Source organism: Synechococcus sp. MIT S9452 (assembly GCF_047304245.1).
GTDB lineage: Bacteria > Cyanobacteriota > Cyanobacteriia > PCC-6307 > Cyanobiaceae > RCC307.
This window is the reverse complement of the sequence record NZ_CP138956.1, coordinates 1,302,607-1,316,068: the sequence shown is the minus strand read 5'-3', so window position 1 is coordinate 1,316,068 and position 13,462 is coordinate 1,302,607. Positions and strand designations below refer to the sequence as shown.

At 59.3% G+C, this 13,462-nt stretch carries 9 protein-coding genes and 1 pseudogene; 4 read left to right on the top strand and 6 right to left on the bottom strand.

What is annotated here, in order from left to right:
• Window positions 1–22: 22 nt before the first annotated feature.
• Window positions 23–496: pseudogene (locus SIB46_RS07025) on the bottom strand (class I SAM-dependent methyltransferase); the annotation flags it as partial.
• 153 nt (window positions 497–649) lie between these two features.
• Here SIB46_RS07025 and SIB46_RS07020 point away from each other — a divergent pair.
• Window positions 650–2,038, top strand: a complete 1,389-nt coding sequence (locus SIB46_RS07020; RefSeq protein ID WP_413295463.1) for a hypothetical protein — start codon at window positions 650–652, stop codon at window positions 2,036–2,038.
• A gap of 17 nt (window positions 2,039–2,055) precedes the next feature.
• On the opposite strand, the gene SIB46_RS07015 is transcribed toward SIB46_RS07020, so the two are convergent.
• Window positions 2,056–2,319, bottom strand: coding sequence for a hypothetical protein (locus SIB46_RS07015; protein WP_413295462.1), 264 nt, complete (start codon window positions 2,317–2,319; stop codon window positions 2,056–2,058).
• A 133-nt stretch (window positions 2,320–2,452) separates the two neighbouring features.
• Here SIB46_RS07015 and psbD point away from each other — a divergent pair, with 133 nt between their 5' ends.
• Window positions 2,453–3,511 (top strand): photosystem II D2 protein (photosystem q(a) protein), encoded by a 1,059-nt coding sequence (gene psbD, locus SIB46_RS07010; RefSeq protein WP_011934677.1) that lies wholly within the window; start codon window positions 2,453–2,455, stop codon window positions 3,509–3,511.
• Window positions 3,512–3,647: 136 nt separating this feature from the next.
• Here psbD and SIB46_RS07005 read toward each other — a convergent pair whose 3' ends face one another.
• The gene (locus SIB46_RS07005; RefSeq protein WP_413295461.1) at window positions 3,648–5,240 is read right to left on the bottom strand and encodes a DUF2079 domain-containing protein; all 1,593 of its coding nucleotides are present in this window, start codon (window positions 5,238–5,240) and stop codon (window positions 3,648–3,650) included.
• 265 nt (window positions 5,241–5,505) lie between these two features.
• Entirely contained in the window at window positions 5,506–6,996 is a 1,491-nt protein-coding gene (locus tag SIB46_RS07000; protein ID WP_413295460.1) for an ArnT family glycosyltransferase, read from the bottom strand.
• A gap of 21 nt (window positions 6,997–7,017) precedes the next feature.
• Between SIB46_RS07000 and SIB46_RS06995 the strand changes: the two genes are divergently transcribed.
• On the top strand, window positions 7,018–7,944 hold the full coding sequence (locus tag SIB46_RS06995; RefSeq protein ID WP_413295459.1) for a hypothetical protein: 927 nt from the start codon (window positions 7,018–7,020) through the stop codon (window positions 7,942–7,944).
• On the opposite strand, the gene SIB46_RS06990 is transcribed toward SIB46_RS06995, so the two are convergent.
• The gene (locus SIB46_RS06990; protein WP_413295457.1) at window positions 7,941–9,059 is read right to left on the bottom strand and encodes a glycosyltransferase; all 1,119 of its coding nucleotides are present in this window, start codon (window positions 9,057–9,059) and stop codon (window positions 7,941–7,943) included. The two genes, SIB46_RS06995 and SIB46_RS06990, sit on opposite strands and share 4 nt — an antisense overlap.
• Complete coding sequence (locus SIB46_RS06985) at window positions 9,056–10,639, bottom strand: phospholipid carrier-dependent glycosyltransferase (RefSeq protein WP_413295455.1); 1,584 nt, start codon at window positions 10,637–10,639, stop codon at window positions 9,056–9,058. Before SIB46_RS06985 ends, SIB46_RS06990 begins: the two co-directional genes overlap by 4 nt.
• A gap of 108 nt (window positions 10,640–10,747) precedes the next feature.
• On the opposite strand from SIB46_RS06985, the gene SIB46_RS06980 reads away from it, so the two are divergent.
• On the top strand, window positions 10,748–13,273 hold the full coding sequence (locus tag SIB46_RS06980) for an iron uptake porin (RefSeq protein WP_413295453.1): 2,526 nt from the start codon (window positions 10,748–10,750) through the stop codon (window positions 13,271–13,273).
• Window positions 13,274–13,462: the final 189 nt, after the last annotated feature.

Sequence of the window (13,462 nt, the reverse complement as noted above, 5' to 3'; positions counted from 1 at the left end):
TGACGTCGTTGGGCGTCAGCCAACTTTCCGGTGGTTGTTGTTGCCTAAGTCCAGCTTTTTCGGCAGCTTTTAGGGCTGGCTGCCAAAGCCAGTTATGAAAACTAATGACCAGTCTTGTGCGTTCATGGCAGAAGGCTTCAAGGCGTTGCAAAAGATCTTGAACATCAGGAAGTGTGTTCAGGACATTGGTCAGAACGATGACATCAAATGTCCCAGGATTATTAAGTGCCTCCTGGTTAACTTGACTGAGATCAACTTCGTGGATTTGTAGCTCTTGATGTCTCTCTTTTGCTGCTGCGGCCAGGGTTGGATTCATTTCGATGCCAACGCCGAGTTGGGGTCTCAAGCTGGCGAGTAAATCCCCATTGCCACAGCCGATTTGAAGGACCCGAGACGTGTCGGGAACCAGCAGGCGATGGATTCGGTGCAGGTCTTGGTAATAGGTGCGATTAAGGCGTGTGAACCTGTCGAGATTGCGTTCAACCAGGTTCGTCATGCCAAAGCCCTAACGGGCGGTGCCTTAAGGCTTCGCATCATCCCATGAACGGCAATGCAAAGATGAGCCTCATGGGGAGCTGAAGCGCTCACTTTGATCAGGAGTTACATCGTGGTGGCCTCGTTTTGCCGTAATCGGCCAAGGCTTGCGGCCTTGTTGTTGTTTGCCCTCTTCGTGGGTTTGTTGGTGCTCACGCGAGTTCCTTTTTTGAGCAATGTGCTTGTGGGTGAAGAGGGGATGCATGCGGCTTTCGTGTTGGCGAAAGGCAGTTATGCGCCGCTGAATGAGCAAGGGATCCCTCAGTTAATGCTGGGTTCCTTTGAGGGTGAGGCATTTCTTGGGGCCACACAGCATTCGATTGGCCCTTATGTGGTGTTGCGCTGGCTATCGACGGTTTGGCCCGTTGCTCTTGGTGATCCTTTGCCACTGAGTGATGCCTTAGCGGCGCGAAGTGTTCAAGCTCGGCTTCCTTTTTTCTTGCTCTATTTGCTAGGCGTGGCTGGCTTGTTGTGGCGTTGGGCGACTGTTTGTATTGAACGCCCCTCGTGGCGTTGGTGGGTGTTTGGAGGCCTGTTTTTCTATGGATTAACCACCCCATTGGCGGTGGGCGGCTCGATCCAGCCCCAAATCGATGCCAGCGTCGGTGTGGCCTTGGTGGGATTGGCTGCCTGGTTGCTAACGGCGACTTGGCCACCTGGCCTGCAGTTCTGGACCGCAGTGGCCGCTGGGGTTTTGGTGGGTTTTGGCAAGCAGGAGTGGACCCTGGCTTTCGCTGCGGCGTGGGTTGTTGTTTTGCTACTCAGCAAGCTTTGGCGTTGTGCCAACGGAAACATCCTGGGTGGTTTTGCACTGGGCTTGGGTGTTGGTACTGCCCTGACGTATGGCCTCTCGCCTACGGATTACCTGGCCAGTTTCAACCTGATGGATCACTTCCTCTCGAAGAGTTCTGATGTGAATCGGTTGGAGTTGTTGTTGCAGTGGCGCAGCTATCTCCTTCCAGTGCTGTTGATGTTGTTATTGATGACGATGGCTGGCATCGGCCGCATACCTGAATTGGTGCGTCAGTCACCTGGCGCCGTGATCACAGCTGGTGGGGCTTGGGCGATTGCTTTGGGTTTTGCTGCTGCGGGATGGCGTGGTGACGGATTTCCCCGTTATTACGCTCCAGCCTTGGTGGCATCGCTCTATGCGTTGCAGGTGTTTGTGCTGGGGTTGCCGGATTTGGGACGTCGGCGCAACACGGCTTTGATTGGATTGGCGGTGCTTGTTGTTGGGCTTGCCATCAACTTCGGAGTGATTGGAGATGGCCTTTCACGCAAAGAATCGATCACTAGCATTCCTGGCCTTCGTTTGAAGCCCATTAACCGCCGCTTTGAGCAGATCATTCAAGGGTCTGCCGTTGATGATCGATCCGTGTATGTCGATCACTCAGGCCTTTGGGTTTATGCGCCTGAGGTGGATTTCGTACATGAGGATCCCTCGGTCGCCGCAACCTATGAGTCGGTTTATCCGTCGTCGTCTGGTCGACTCGTGCGGCCTTAGTGAAGGATGTCAAAAATTCAGTCGCCGGTGCTGAAGCCCGGTCGCTTGCTGCCAGCACCCATGGCGCTCTTTTCATAGAGCTGCACCGAAACGATTTCACTGCTGCGCAGGCAGATCTGTTTCTCCTCTGATTTTTCGCAGCGAAGATCCATCAGTTGGGGGTGCCCTGACTCCATGGCTTGGCGAATTTCGCCGTACAAACTCTGAGCGGCTTCCAGGTCTTTGCGCTGCACGCTGATGGGCATCGGCGACAGCTTGAGGCTTAGTTCAACAACGAACATGGCATTGGAAGCGACCGGCTCACCATAAGGAGAAAAGGGGCTAAGTAGAAATACTCCTTCTGGCGAGCAAAAACCCCCAAACTCCTGGTGGGACCCCTACATTTCACTTGTAAAGCTTCGTAAAGCCAACGCTATGACGATCGCCGTTGGGCGCGCACCAGCTGGGAGGGGATGGTTTGACGTCCTCGATGACTGGCTGAAGCGCGACCGTTTCGTTTTTGTGGGCTGGTCCGGCCTGCTGCTGTTCCCTTGTGCCTACATGGCCCTGGGCGGCTGGCTCACCGGCACCACCTTTGTCACTTCCTGGTACACCCACGGAATTGCCAGCAGCTACCTCGAAGGCTGCAACTTCCTTACCGCTGCGGTTTCCACCCCAGCGGACTCCATGGGCCACAGCCTCTTGCTGCTGTGGGGCCCTGAAGCCCAAGGCGACTTCGTGCGTTGGTGCCAACTCGGCGGCCTCTGGGCCTTCGTGGCACTGCATGGGGCATTCGGCCTGATCGGCTTCATGCTGCGTCAGTTCGAAATTGCCCGCCTGGTGGGCATTCGTCCTTACAACGCCATTGCCTTCTCCGGCCCGATTGCGGTGTTCGTCAGTGTTTTCCTGATGTACCCCCTCGGCCAGAGCAGCTGGTTCTTTGCTCCTTCTTTCGGCGTGGCAGCGATCTTCCGCTTCCTGCTGTTCCTGCAGGGCTTCCACAACTGGACCCTGAATCCCTTCCACATGATGGGCGTGGCCGGCATCCTCGGCGGCGCACTGCTCTGCGCCATCCACGGCGCCACGGTGGAAAACACCCTGTTTGAAGACGGTGACGGCGCCAACACTTTCAAGGCGTTTGAGCCCACCCAAGAAGAGGAGACCTATTCAATGGTCACCGCCAACCGCTTCTGGAGTCAGATCTTTGGTATCGCCTTCTCCAACAAGCGCTGGCTGCACTTCTTCATGCTGTTCGTGCCTGTGATGGGCCTGTGGACCAGCTCCATCGGCATCATCGGCCTGGCACTGAACCTGCGCGCCTATGACTTCGTCAGCCAGGAACTCCGGGCTGCTGAAGACCCTGAGTTCGAGACCTTCTACACGAAGAACATTCTTCTGAACGAAGGCCTGCGCGCCTGGATGGCTCCGGCCGACCAACCCCACGAAAACTTCATCTTCCCCGAAGAGGTCCTGCCTCGCGGTAACGCTCTTTGATCAGAGTTGGTTGAGTGAATTGCTCAAGCGCTCCCTCGGGGGCGCTTTTTTTGTGCTTCACGTTCAGCACTGTTCGGCTGCTGGTACTTGATCAATTCAAAGCTGGGGGGCAATTAGGCAAGGTTCAACTGCACAGTCAGGGCAGTTGCTGCCGGAGTTTTTGATAAGCCTGGGCTGCTTCTGGATCGGGATCAGCGCCGCGCTGCAATACAACCACTCCATCGTTAATTACTTGCGGTGCGTAATCCCCCTCAAGGGCGTTGAGGCGCGTTTTGATCTTCTCCCAATTGCGGCGATGTTTGGCGACCCGCTTGGCATCACGGCTGTGATAGTCGAGATCAATCGCAATCCAATCAACAGAACGATCAAGCCCAGCGCGATCGGCGTAATCCACGTGATAGGGGAAGCGGATCAGCACTGGCCGTGCGGCCAAGTGGGGAATCAGGGGGGTGCTGGCGCTCACGCTGGCCCCCTCAGGAATCGTGTTGATGGCGGCCATGGCTGCTCGCCCGTGCTGCCACTGCACCGCGGGTGAGCGGTAGCTCCAGGGGCTAAGGCTGTCTGGGATCAGCAGCGAGAGGCTGTTGTTGGGATTGCTGCTGAGGCCTAGCAGCAGCGACAGCACAATGCAGCCGGCCCACACACCCCGCAGCCGGCGCTGTTCAAACAACGCCTGGTGGCGACTCCACCAGTAGAGCGCTCCGGCAAACAACCCGGGCACCACCAAATAGGTGTAGCGGATGCTCAAGCTGAGCGGGTCGTTGAAGCTGCTGGCCAGCAGCACCCCCATCAGGGGCAAAGCCATCAGCAGCCAGCTGTCGAGGGCGATGAATGGAATGAACAGCAGCGGTAAACCCATACCGGCGAAATACCGCAGGGTTTTCCCTGGTGGATCAATCAGTTCTTGCAGCAGCAGCAGCGGCTTTCGCAGCACTTGGCCCAAGACTTCAAGGCTGCTGGCTTGGCCCTGGCCGTCCACGAAGCTGCCGTAGTTCTCCATCATGAATCGCTTGCTGCTGTCTTCGCTGAACAGCGGCATGAACACGTTGGTGGCCAGCAAGACGTAGCCGCCGCCCCACAGCATCAACAGGGCCGCCAGCCACCGCCGCGATCGATCCCGCACCGCGAGCCAAATTCCAACGCCCACTAGCAACACACCGGTGTCTTCCCGAATCAGTGGAATGGCGATTGCGGCGATGGCAATCAACCAGCTGCGCCTCTGTTGCAGGCCCAGGAGTAAGGCAAAGACGGCGAATGGCAGTTGGCTGAAATCAGCAAAGTTGCCCAGCATTGGGCCAATGACTGCATTGGCGCCGTAAAAAGCCAGCGTCAGCATCGTGGCCAGCTGCCGGTTCACGAGCCCCTTGGCCAATTGATACAGCAGCAGACCGGCGCCAGTGATCAGCACCACCTGCAGCATCGGCAGCACCCACTTGCCAAAGGCTCCAATCAGCGGGAGCCACAGCAGCAAAATCGGCGTGAAGTGTTGTCCCAGGCGGTGGTAGCCCAGCCGTGGCAACTCCCCGGCGTGCACCACGTTGGTGGAGAGCTGAGACGACAACGTGCTCTCAAACGGGTGGCCGTGCAGGCCGTTCCAGAGGATTTGAAACAAGATCCCCTGATCCATGGAGCTGGTCAGGCTGCTCATGCGCCACCACTGCAGCGCCAGACCCAGTACGCCAAAGAGCAGGGCTGTCCCCCATACCGTTCGGTTCCACTGGTTGGCCATGGCTCTGCTGCAGCGGGCTGACCTTAAGGAAGCAGCCAATCTGGTTAGGCTTTGGAGGTTCAGTTGGCAGTGAGGTGGTGGAACTTCGGCATGCCGATGCTTCTGCCGAAAGCTTCACCGGTCAGCGTTATCTCACAGGAGGTGTCATGTCCCACAGTTGTTTCATTCAGGGTCTGCTGATCGCGGAGAAGGCCGCCTGATTTAGGTATCCGAGTCCTGATCAAAACGGTTCCGTGCCATAGCGGACCCGGCGAGAGCCCCCGGTTCACTGCGGTGAATCGGGGGCATCGTTTTGCAGCGGTAAGGGCACCAAATAATCAGGACCTGCACTGGCCTCTGGGCCCAACAGTTTCCGCAGCCTGGCTTTGGCCGGGTTGTCAGGGAAGGGGGCGTAGCTCTGAATCACCTCCCAACTCCCTGCGATGTGGGTGGCCCCTTCAGCTGCGCGCTGCTCAAGCCATGCGGAGTTGATGGCCCCCGGCCCTTTCAGCCAGCCCTTGCGATGGGCCAAATAGAGCAAGGTTGGATCGCCTCCAGTGACGCTGATGATCCGGGCTTCGGCAGGGGTTTGTTGCTGGATGCGTTGGGCAAGCTCCCAGGTGGGATTGCCTTTGGGCTGTTCTTTGGCCCAGTAATCGATGCTCAGCACGGTGATGGAGCAGGCGAGTAGCAGGGTCATGCCGCTGGCCAGCCATGGTTTGGCTTTGATCTTTGATCGTTGCCAAAGTTCCACCCAGCCCAGCCCCATCAGCGGGCAGGCAAATAAAAGCAGCGGCAGTTGGTAGTACTCGTGCACGCTGCTGGATTCCGGTGCTAGGGCGCCTGCGGCCAGCACCGCTGCCAGGCCGATCGGCAAGATCCGGGCATCGGGGTGGTGATTACGCTTGAGCAGGCCCATCACCAGCAGGGGCAAGCCCAGCACGGCCAAACCGCGCACGCTGGTGCGCAATAGAAGGTTGCCCCAATAGCTCAGCCCGATCAGCTCCGCCCAGCTGTAGCGATTGGCGCCTGCGCCCCAAAAGCCAAAGCTCAGGCCGGTTTGCAGAAAGAGTTGATGGGCATGCCAGTACCAAGCAGCTGTGAGCCCAACCACCACAGCAGCCACCAGCCACAGCTCCAGCCGCCGCCAAACTGCTGGCCCGTAGCGCCGCCAAGCCAGCCATAGCAGCGGTACTCCTAACCAAAATGCTGGCAGCACCTTGATCAACATCGCTCCTGTGAGCCCAACGGTGGCTAGGGCCAGATCGCGGTAGCGCCCGCTGTGGCGCCAAGCCAATCCACGCTCGAGGGCCAGTGCACTGCAGGCCAGCAGCAAACTTTCCGGTTGAATCGAGCGGCCGTAAAACACGCTCAGCGGCAGCACCGCAAATAGCAGCCCGCCCCACCAGCCAGCATCAGCTCCTAGCAAGTGCCGGCCCAAGCGCACGACCAGCCAAAGCGCCAGCAGGCTGAACACCAGGCTGAGCCCACGGGCGATCCATTCCTGCACGCCAAACCAGCCATAGAGCCAGGCCACGGCCTGCGAATAGAGCGGTGGATCGGTTTCAGCAAAGCCGCTGCTGGCCCCGCCCCAATCCACCTGGGGCAGCCAAAACGGCAAGCCGGCTTCAAAGGCATTGCGGGCGATGGCTGCGGTGTCGGCCTGGCGCCAGCTGTGTACCCCCAACACCGGGGCATGCAGATTCACCAGCCGCAGGGCGGCGCCGATCAGCAGCAGGGGCCAGACCGGACGGGTGCTGATTAGTCTCGGCCGCATGTGCGGGTCAATTTAAGGCTGTTGGCGCCCCAATCTCGCCGCTTGATGCTGCATGTGGGAACGGTCAAGACCGGCTCCACATCGCTGCAGGCCTACTTCGCTGAGCATCCGCAGGCCCTAGCCGAAGCCGGCTGGTGTTATTTGTCTGCTGCTGGGCGGCCCGATCGCCGCGATCTGGCGGCGGCTTGCATTGCCATCGAGGATCAACGCGATGAATTGCTGCGGGCGCTGCGCTTGGTGGAGCCCCAGCAGCGTTTGGCCTTTCGCCAGCAGGTGCAAGCCGAGCTTGAGGCTCAACTCAAGGCGGTGCCACCTGAGCTTGGCGTGATTCTCAGCTCAGAGCACTTCCACCTGAGTCTGCAAAGCCCAGAGGAGATCCAAACCTTGAAGCAGCTTTTGCTGGAGCTGGGCTTTGAGGTTCAACAGGTGGTGATCTATCTGCGCGAACCGCTCGCTCTGATCGAGTCGCTGTTCTCCACGATGGTGCGTTCAGGGGATCAACGGCCGTTGCCGGCTGATCCCGCTGACCCGTTTGTGCAGTTGATTTGTGATCACCCCGCCAGCCTGCAGCGCTGGCGCCAGGTGTTTGGCGCATCTGTTGTTACGGCCCGGGCGTTTCCGCCTCCAGTGGGCCAAAGCTTGAGCGCTGATTTCTTGCAGCTGTTGGGCTCAGCTCCTGCGGCGGGCTGGCCAGCTGAACCCAGGCGCCAGCGCAACCGCGGCCTCAATCCGCAAGCTCTTCAATTGTTGGCTTGGCTCAACCGCCATTGCCCCTGGCTCACCCCGCAAGCGCGCCGGCACTGGCAGCGGGGGCTAAGGAGATTTTTGGATGGGGCTCTCAGCCGCTGCTGCAGTGGTTCCTATCGCATGCCAGAACCGCAGCGCAGCCGTTATGCCGAGCGCTTTAGCGATGGCTATCAAGCCCTGCTGGAGCAAGAAGCGCCCTAGTAGGGCACGTTCCAGACAAACCTGGACGAGGCAGCGTATTTCCAGATGAAGTCCACCAGGATGCCGCTGGCCACAGCAATCACCGCGATGGGTCCTCCTTGCACGCTGGCGAACACCACTGTGGAGACCCCCACGTTGGCGGCCATGCCGAGGGATGACACCAGCAGAAACTTCAGCAGCCCAATGAACAGTGAGCGCCCCCGCAGCCGGCGGCTGCGAAACGTGAGTGAATTGTTGATCAGGTAGTTGGAGCAGGCGGCGGTGATCACGGCCACCACTTGCGTGGCGAAAAAGCTGGCCCCGAAGCTGCGCAGCAGGGCATAGAGCCCCACGTGCACCACCATGCCGCTAACGCCAACCAGGCCAAAACTCACGGCGCGGCGCGGCAACAGCCGGAAGGTGGCGGTGTGCACCAGCGATACCAGCCAGTCCCACACCACGGCGTTGTCGAGCTTGGAATCGCCGGCTTGGCGTGAGCGGAAATTGAGGGGGATTTCCTCAACCTTGAGTTGGCCTTTGCTCACTGCCAGCAGCTCATAGAGGAACTTGAAACCCGAGACATCAACGCCGCGAATGGCTTCACCGCAGCGATCAGGCCGTAGGGCAAAAAAGCCGCTCATGTAATCGGAGAGCTGAGCGTAAGCGGGAAGGCTGAAGCGGGCGAGTTGGTTGGCGCGCTCGGAGCCCCGTTGCCGCCCGGCTGAGAGCCCAGCAATGCTGGCGTCTGGGTGAAAGCGGCTGCCCATCACCAGATCAAGGTCGCTGGTGAGTAAGCGATCCACGGCCCGTTGCACGGCTTCCGGTTCGTGCTGGCCATCGGCGTCCATCACCACCGCCACTTCGCCGCAGGCAGCGAGCAACCCTTCGCGGATCGCGCTGGAGAGACCGCTGCGGCCCACTCGGCGGATGAGATGAATGCGCGGATCGTGGCGAGCGAGCTGACGCACCAATTCCGAGGTGCCGTCGGGGGAATCGTCGTCAACAACGATCAACTCCAATTGGTAGCGCTGGCCCAACAGCGTTCGGAGCTGCTCCACCATCGGCCCCAGGTTGTCGCGCTCGTTGAAGGTGGCCAGCACCACGCTGAGGCTCAGCAGCTGGGGGGAGACCGTCACGGGCGAGGGGCGCAGATCCAAAGCGACCAGCCATCTTCGCTGGAGGCCCGGTGATCGCAATGGTGATTTGCCACTTCCGGGATCGGAGCCTCTGCTGGGCTGAGTAGCTGCACGGGGCCTGGCGGAATTCCTAAGCGGGCTAAGGGAATGAGTTGGCGCTGGCCTTGCCAGCTGAGGCTGGGCCGCTCGCTATGGCCCCACAGCGCCAAGGGCAGATTGGGATCAGCTGTTTGGGCCAACGCAGCTGCGGCAGCCACTGGCGGCTTTTCGTTCAGTTCCCAGTGCCACAGCGGCCCGTTAAACAGCAGCAGCAGGCCGAGCCACCACAGCCCCACCATCGCAATGGCGGCTTGAGCTTTGAGCCTGCTGGCTGGCCGCAGGCCCCAGCCTCCAATCAGGAGAGCTACGCCTGCTGGCAGCAGCACAGTGCGGAATTCAGGCAGTACGAACCCTGCTGGCAGCAGCACGATCCCCAACACCAGCCATAAGAGAGGAACGGCGCGTGGCCTGCCGCTTTGCACCAGCGCAGCCAGGGCAGGCCCGCAGAGCAGGGCAAAGGGCAACCAAAGAATGTGGCTGTACCAAGGCAGTTGCGTGCGTAGCGGCAGCACAGCTACCGCCATCGCCAGTTGCAGGCCCAGGGTCCAGCGGCCACTGCTGAGATGGCGTTGCTTCCAGGCCAAGACAACGGCAAAGGGCCACAGTGCCAGCCATGGCCAGCCCCCTTCCAAAACCTCGAGTACTGGGACCCGCCAGCCAAGATCGCTGCCTTCTCCGGAACTCAGCAGCACGCGGCTGGCGCCATCGGCGCCCCAGAGCAGTAGGGCATCGCTACCTCTAATTACGTAATGCAACCCATGCCAACCAAGCCCAGGCAGCATCCCCAGGGCGAGGCCAACGAGCAGCAGCAACCATTGAGCGCGGCTGTGTTGCTGCTCCAGTGCGAGTAGCAGAAAGCCAATCCCCAGCACCGGGAGCAGCAAGGGTGCCTTGAGCAGCAGTAATCCACTGCAAGCCAAACCACTCAGCAACCCCGAGCCGAGCAACGGCCAGCCCCTGCAATGGCGGCTCACCAACAGTTGCCACCACAGCAACCCAGAAGCGCTCACCAAGGAACCATCGAGCATGGCCAGCCGGCCATGGCGCATCAATGGCAGCAAGGTGAGCGCAATGGCAGCAGCGGCGATGGCGGCTCCTTTTTGTTTGTGGTTCAGCTGGCGGCTGATCAGCCCAGCCAGCGGCACCACAGCGCTCGCCAAAAGGGCTGGAACCAAGCGCACAGCCCAGGGGGGAGGCAGATCTCCCGATGAGGCCCAGGGCAGCAAAGCCAGCCCTGCGGGTAAGTGCAGCCCTGGAGGCTTATTGAGATAAGGCTCTGCCCAATAGGTGGGAAGCAGCAGCTCGTGCCAACCCAGCTCTCCTTGGCTGAATTGCATCAGGGCTTGGCCTCGCTCATAGGCCACGCGGGCCACGATGCCCTCATCCCAATCACGGATGGGTAGATCAAGCCCTGGCAACAAAAGCAGCAGCAGTGCTGCAAGCCACAACCAAAACAGGAAGTCCAGTCGACGGATTGGCACGGCAGTTATTGGGCCAATTGTTTTCTGGTACACACCCATGTTGTTTTATTTAACAGCGGAATGAATATCAGGAAGGCGCATTGCGCCGTTTCTCTGTGTGTGAGGACCATGAACGCATTCCGCAAGCTGTTGCTTGCTCCTGTCGTGCTCGGTCTGGCTGCCCCTGTGGCTGCCCAGGCTCAAAGCTTCGACATGGGCAATGTCAACCGCTACACCCAACAACAAGACACCGATCGCATGCGTGCCCTCGAGGCACAAATGGGTCAGGTGACTTCTGTCAGCCAATTCTCTGACGTCTACCCCACCGACTGGGCCTATCAGGCTCTCGCCAACCTGGTTGAGACCTATGGCTGCGTCGCTGGCTATCCCGACGGCACCTTCAAGGGCAACATTGCACTCACCCGCTACGAAGCGGCTGCTCTGCTGAACGCTTGCCTCGATCGCGTGACTGAGATCACCGAAGAGCTCAAGCGCCTGATGAAGGAGTTCGAAAAGGAACTCGTCGTGCTGAAGGCCCGTGTTGACGGCCTCGAAGCTCAAACTGCTGAACTGGCTGCCACTCAGTTCTCCACCACCACCAAACTCAGTGGTGTTGCTTACTTCTGGCTCGGCGGCGCCACCTACAGCGGCGCTTCTCCTGCTAGCCCCCTGGCTCCCAGCGGAGACCCTGCGGCTGAAATCGCTGCCTACGGCACTGCCTTCCGCAACAACGGTTTGGCCCTGGCTCCCGGTGGTTCTCTGAACAACTTCAACACGTTCATCACCGGCACCACAAAGAACTACACCAAGCCTGAAGCCAAGGCCTTCACCAAGGCTGCAACTTGGTCTGGTGCTACTGGTGCAGGTGGCGGTGTGTTTGGTCAAGGAGTTGCTCCTGCCAATAACAACGTCTTCAACGGCGACGCGTTTGCTTCTTACGGCAACGCCAACCTGGCCAACATCACCTACGGCTCTCTGACCGCAGCTGGTGCTGTTGCCGACGCCACTCGCACTCTGAACGGTGTCGCTGGTGGTGCTGCTGTCAGCGCTTCCAACACAGCCGCTGTGGCTCCAGCGGGTGGTGGTGCAAACGTCACTGTTGACATCGCTGGTGGTGGCACTGGTCAGCTGACTGTTGCTGGTCTGCGTAGCACCGGTGAATCCCTGGGCGCTCCTGGCTTCAAGGCCGATATCGCCAACGGCACTGAGCTGACTCCTGCTCAGGTCAAAAAGTCCGCTACCACCGCTGGTCAAACCGATGCTGGTGTGACCATGTCCTCCTTCAAGTTGGACAGCGCTGACCTCGGCAATCTCATCCGTTTGGGTAATGCTGCTCGTCGCGTCAAGGGCGCCGACATGCTGCGCTACTCCAACAATGTTGTTGGTTTTATCAATGGTGCAGCAACTGGTGGTACTCCGGGCTACCAGATCGCTGGTGGTGGTGAGTTCATCAACGCCAACATCTACACCGATCCCTTCAACGCTTCGATCGCTGAGTACGGCACCCTGTCGAAAACTCAGGCCAACACCAAGTACGTGAAGAACGCAGCCCGCAAACTGCTGGCTGGTCTTTACGAGAACACCGTGGACGTGGGTGAAGCCGTCAGCTTCAACTACGACACCCGCCTCGACTTCAACACCAGCTTCACTGGTAAGGATTTGCTGCGTACCCGCTTCCGTTCGGGTAACTTCGGCTCCGGTAGCACCTTTGGTGGCAATCCTTTCCCTGCGACCGGTGCTGAGATCGCCTACGAAGAAGGTGAGCCCAAGCAGTTCAACGTCAACCGGATCTTCTATCAGTTCCCGGTTGGTGATGCCTGGACCCTGACCGCTGGTCCTGTGGTTCGTCAGGACGACATGTTGGCCGTGTGGCCCAGCCAATACCCGGCTGACACCATCATGGACTTCTTCACCTACGCGGGTGCTCCTGGTGCTTACAGCTTGAACCTGGGTGCTGGTGCTGGTGTTAGCTACGCCGGTGAAATCCTTGGCATGGACGGCTTCGCCGTTAGTGCCAACTACGTTGCCAGCAACGGCGCTTCCAACTTCGGTAACGAAGGTGGTATCGCTAACGAGGCTGCCGGTGGCACCGGTACTGTCCAAGTCGCCTACACCGGCGATGACTGGAACCTGACCGCTGCTTACGCCTACAACCAGAACCCTGTCTACGGCTACATCCCCGTTGGCACCCCTCTGGCAGGCGACCCCTTCGCTGGTCTGTCTAACTTCGACGTCAGCTCCTGGGCCATCAGCGGCTGGTACGCACCTGACTGGGGCCACTGGATGCCTTCCGTCAGCGCTGGTTGGGGTGTGAACTCCTACACCGCTCAGCAAAGCGCCTCCATCTGGGGTGTTGACGCTGTCAGCAGTGGCGATGGTGCAGAGAGTCAGTCCTGGTACGTCGGTCTGCAATGGCCCGATGTCTTCCTGCAAGGCAACTACCTGGGTACTGCTGTGGGTCAGCCGACCTTCATCAGCTCCAACGACGCTTTCCTCGAGAGCGACGAGTCCACCTTCGCTTGGGAGATCTGGTACAAGTTCCAGGTCACCGACAACATCGCTGTCACCCCTGCGTACTTCTTCATCGACAACCCCTCTGGCCTCGGCAGCAACCAAGTCCAAGGCGGTGTCCTGAAGACCACCTTCACCTTCTGATCGATTCGCATCAGCGAACCGTTTCAAAAGGACCACTTCTCACATCACTTTTCACACACAAATCGGGGCCCATTCGGGCCCCTTTTTTATGGGCTAATTTAGGACTTTTGAGACTCGTTAAGGGACGACAGACTATCTGTCCCTTTTGATACTTGCGGTTGTTTCATGCATCAACGCTTGTTGATACAT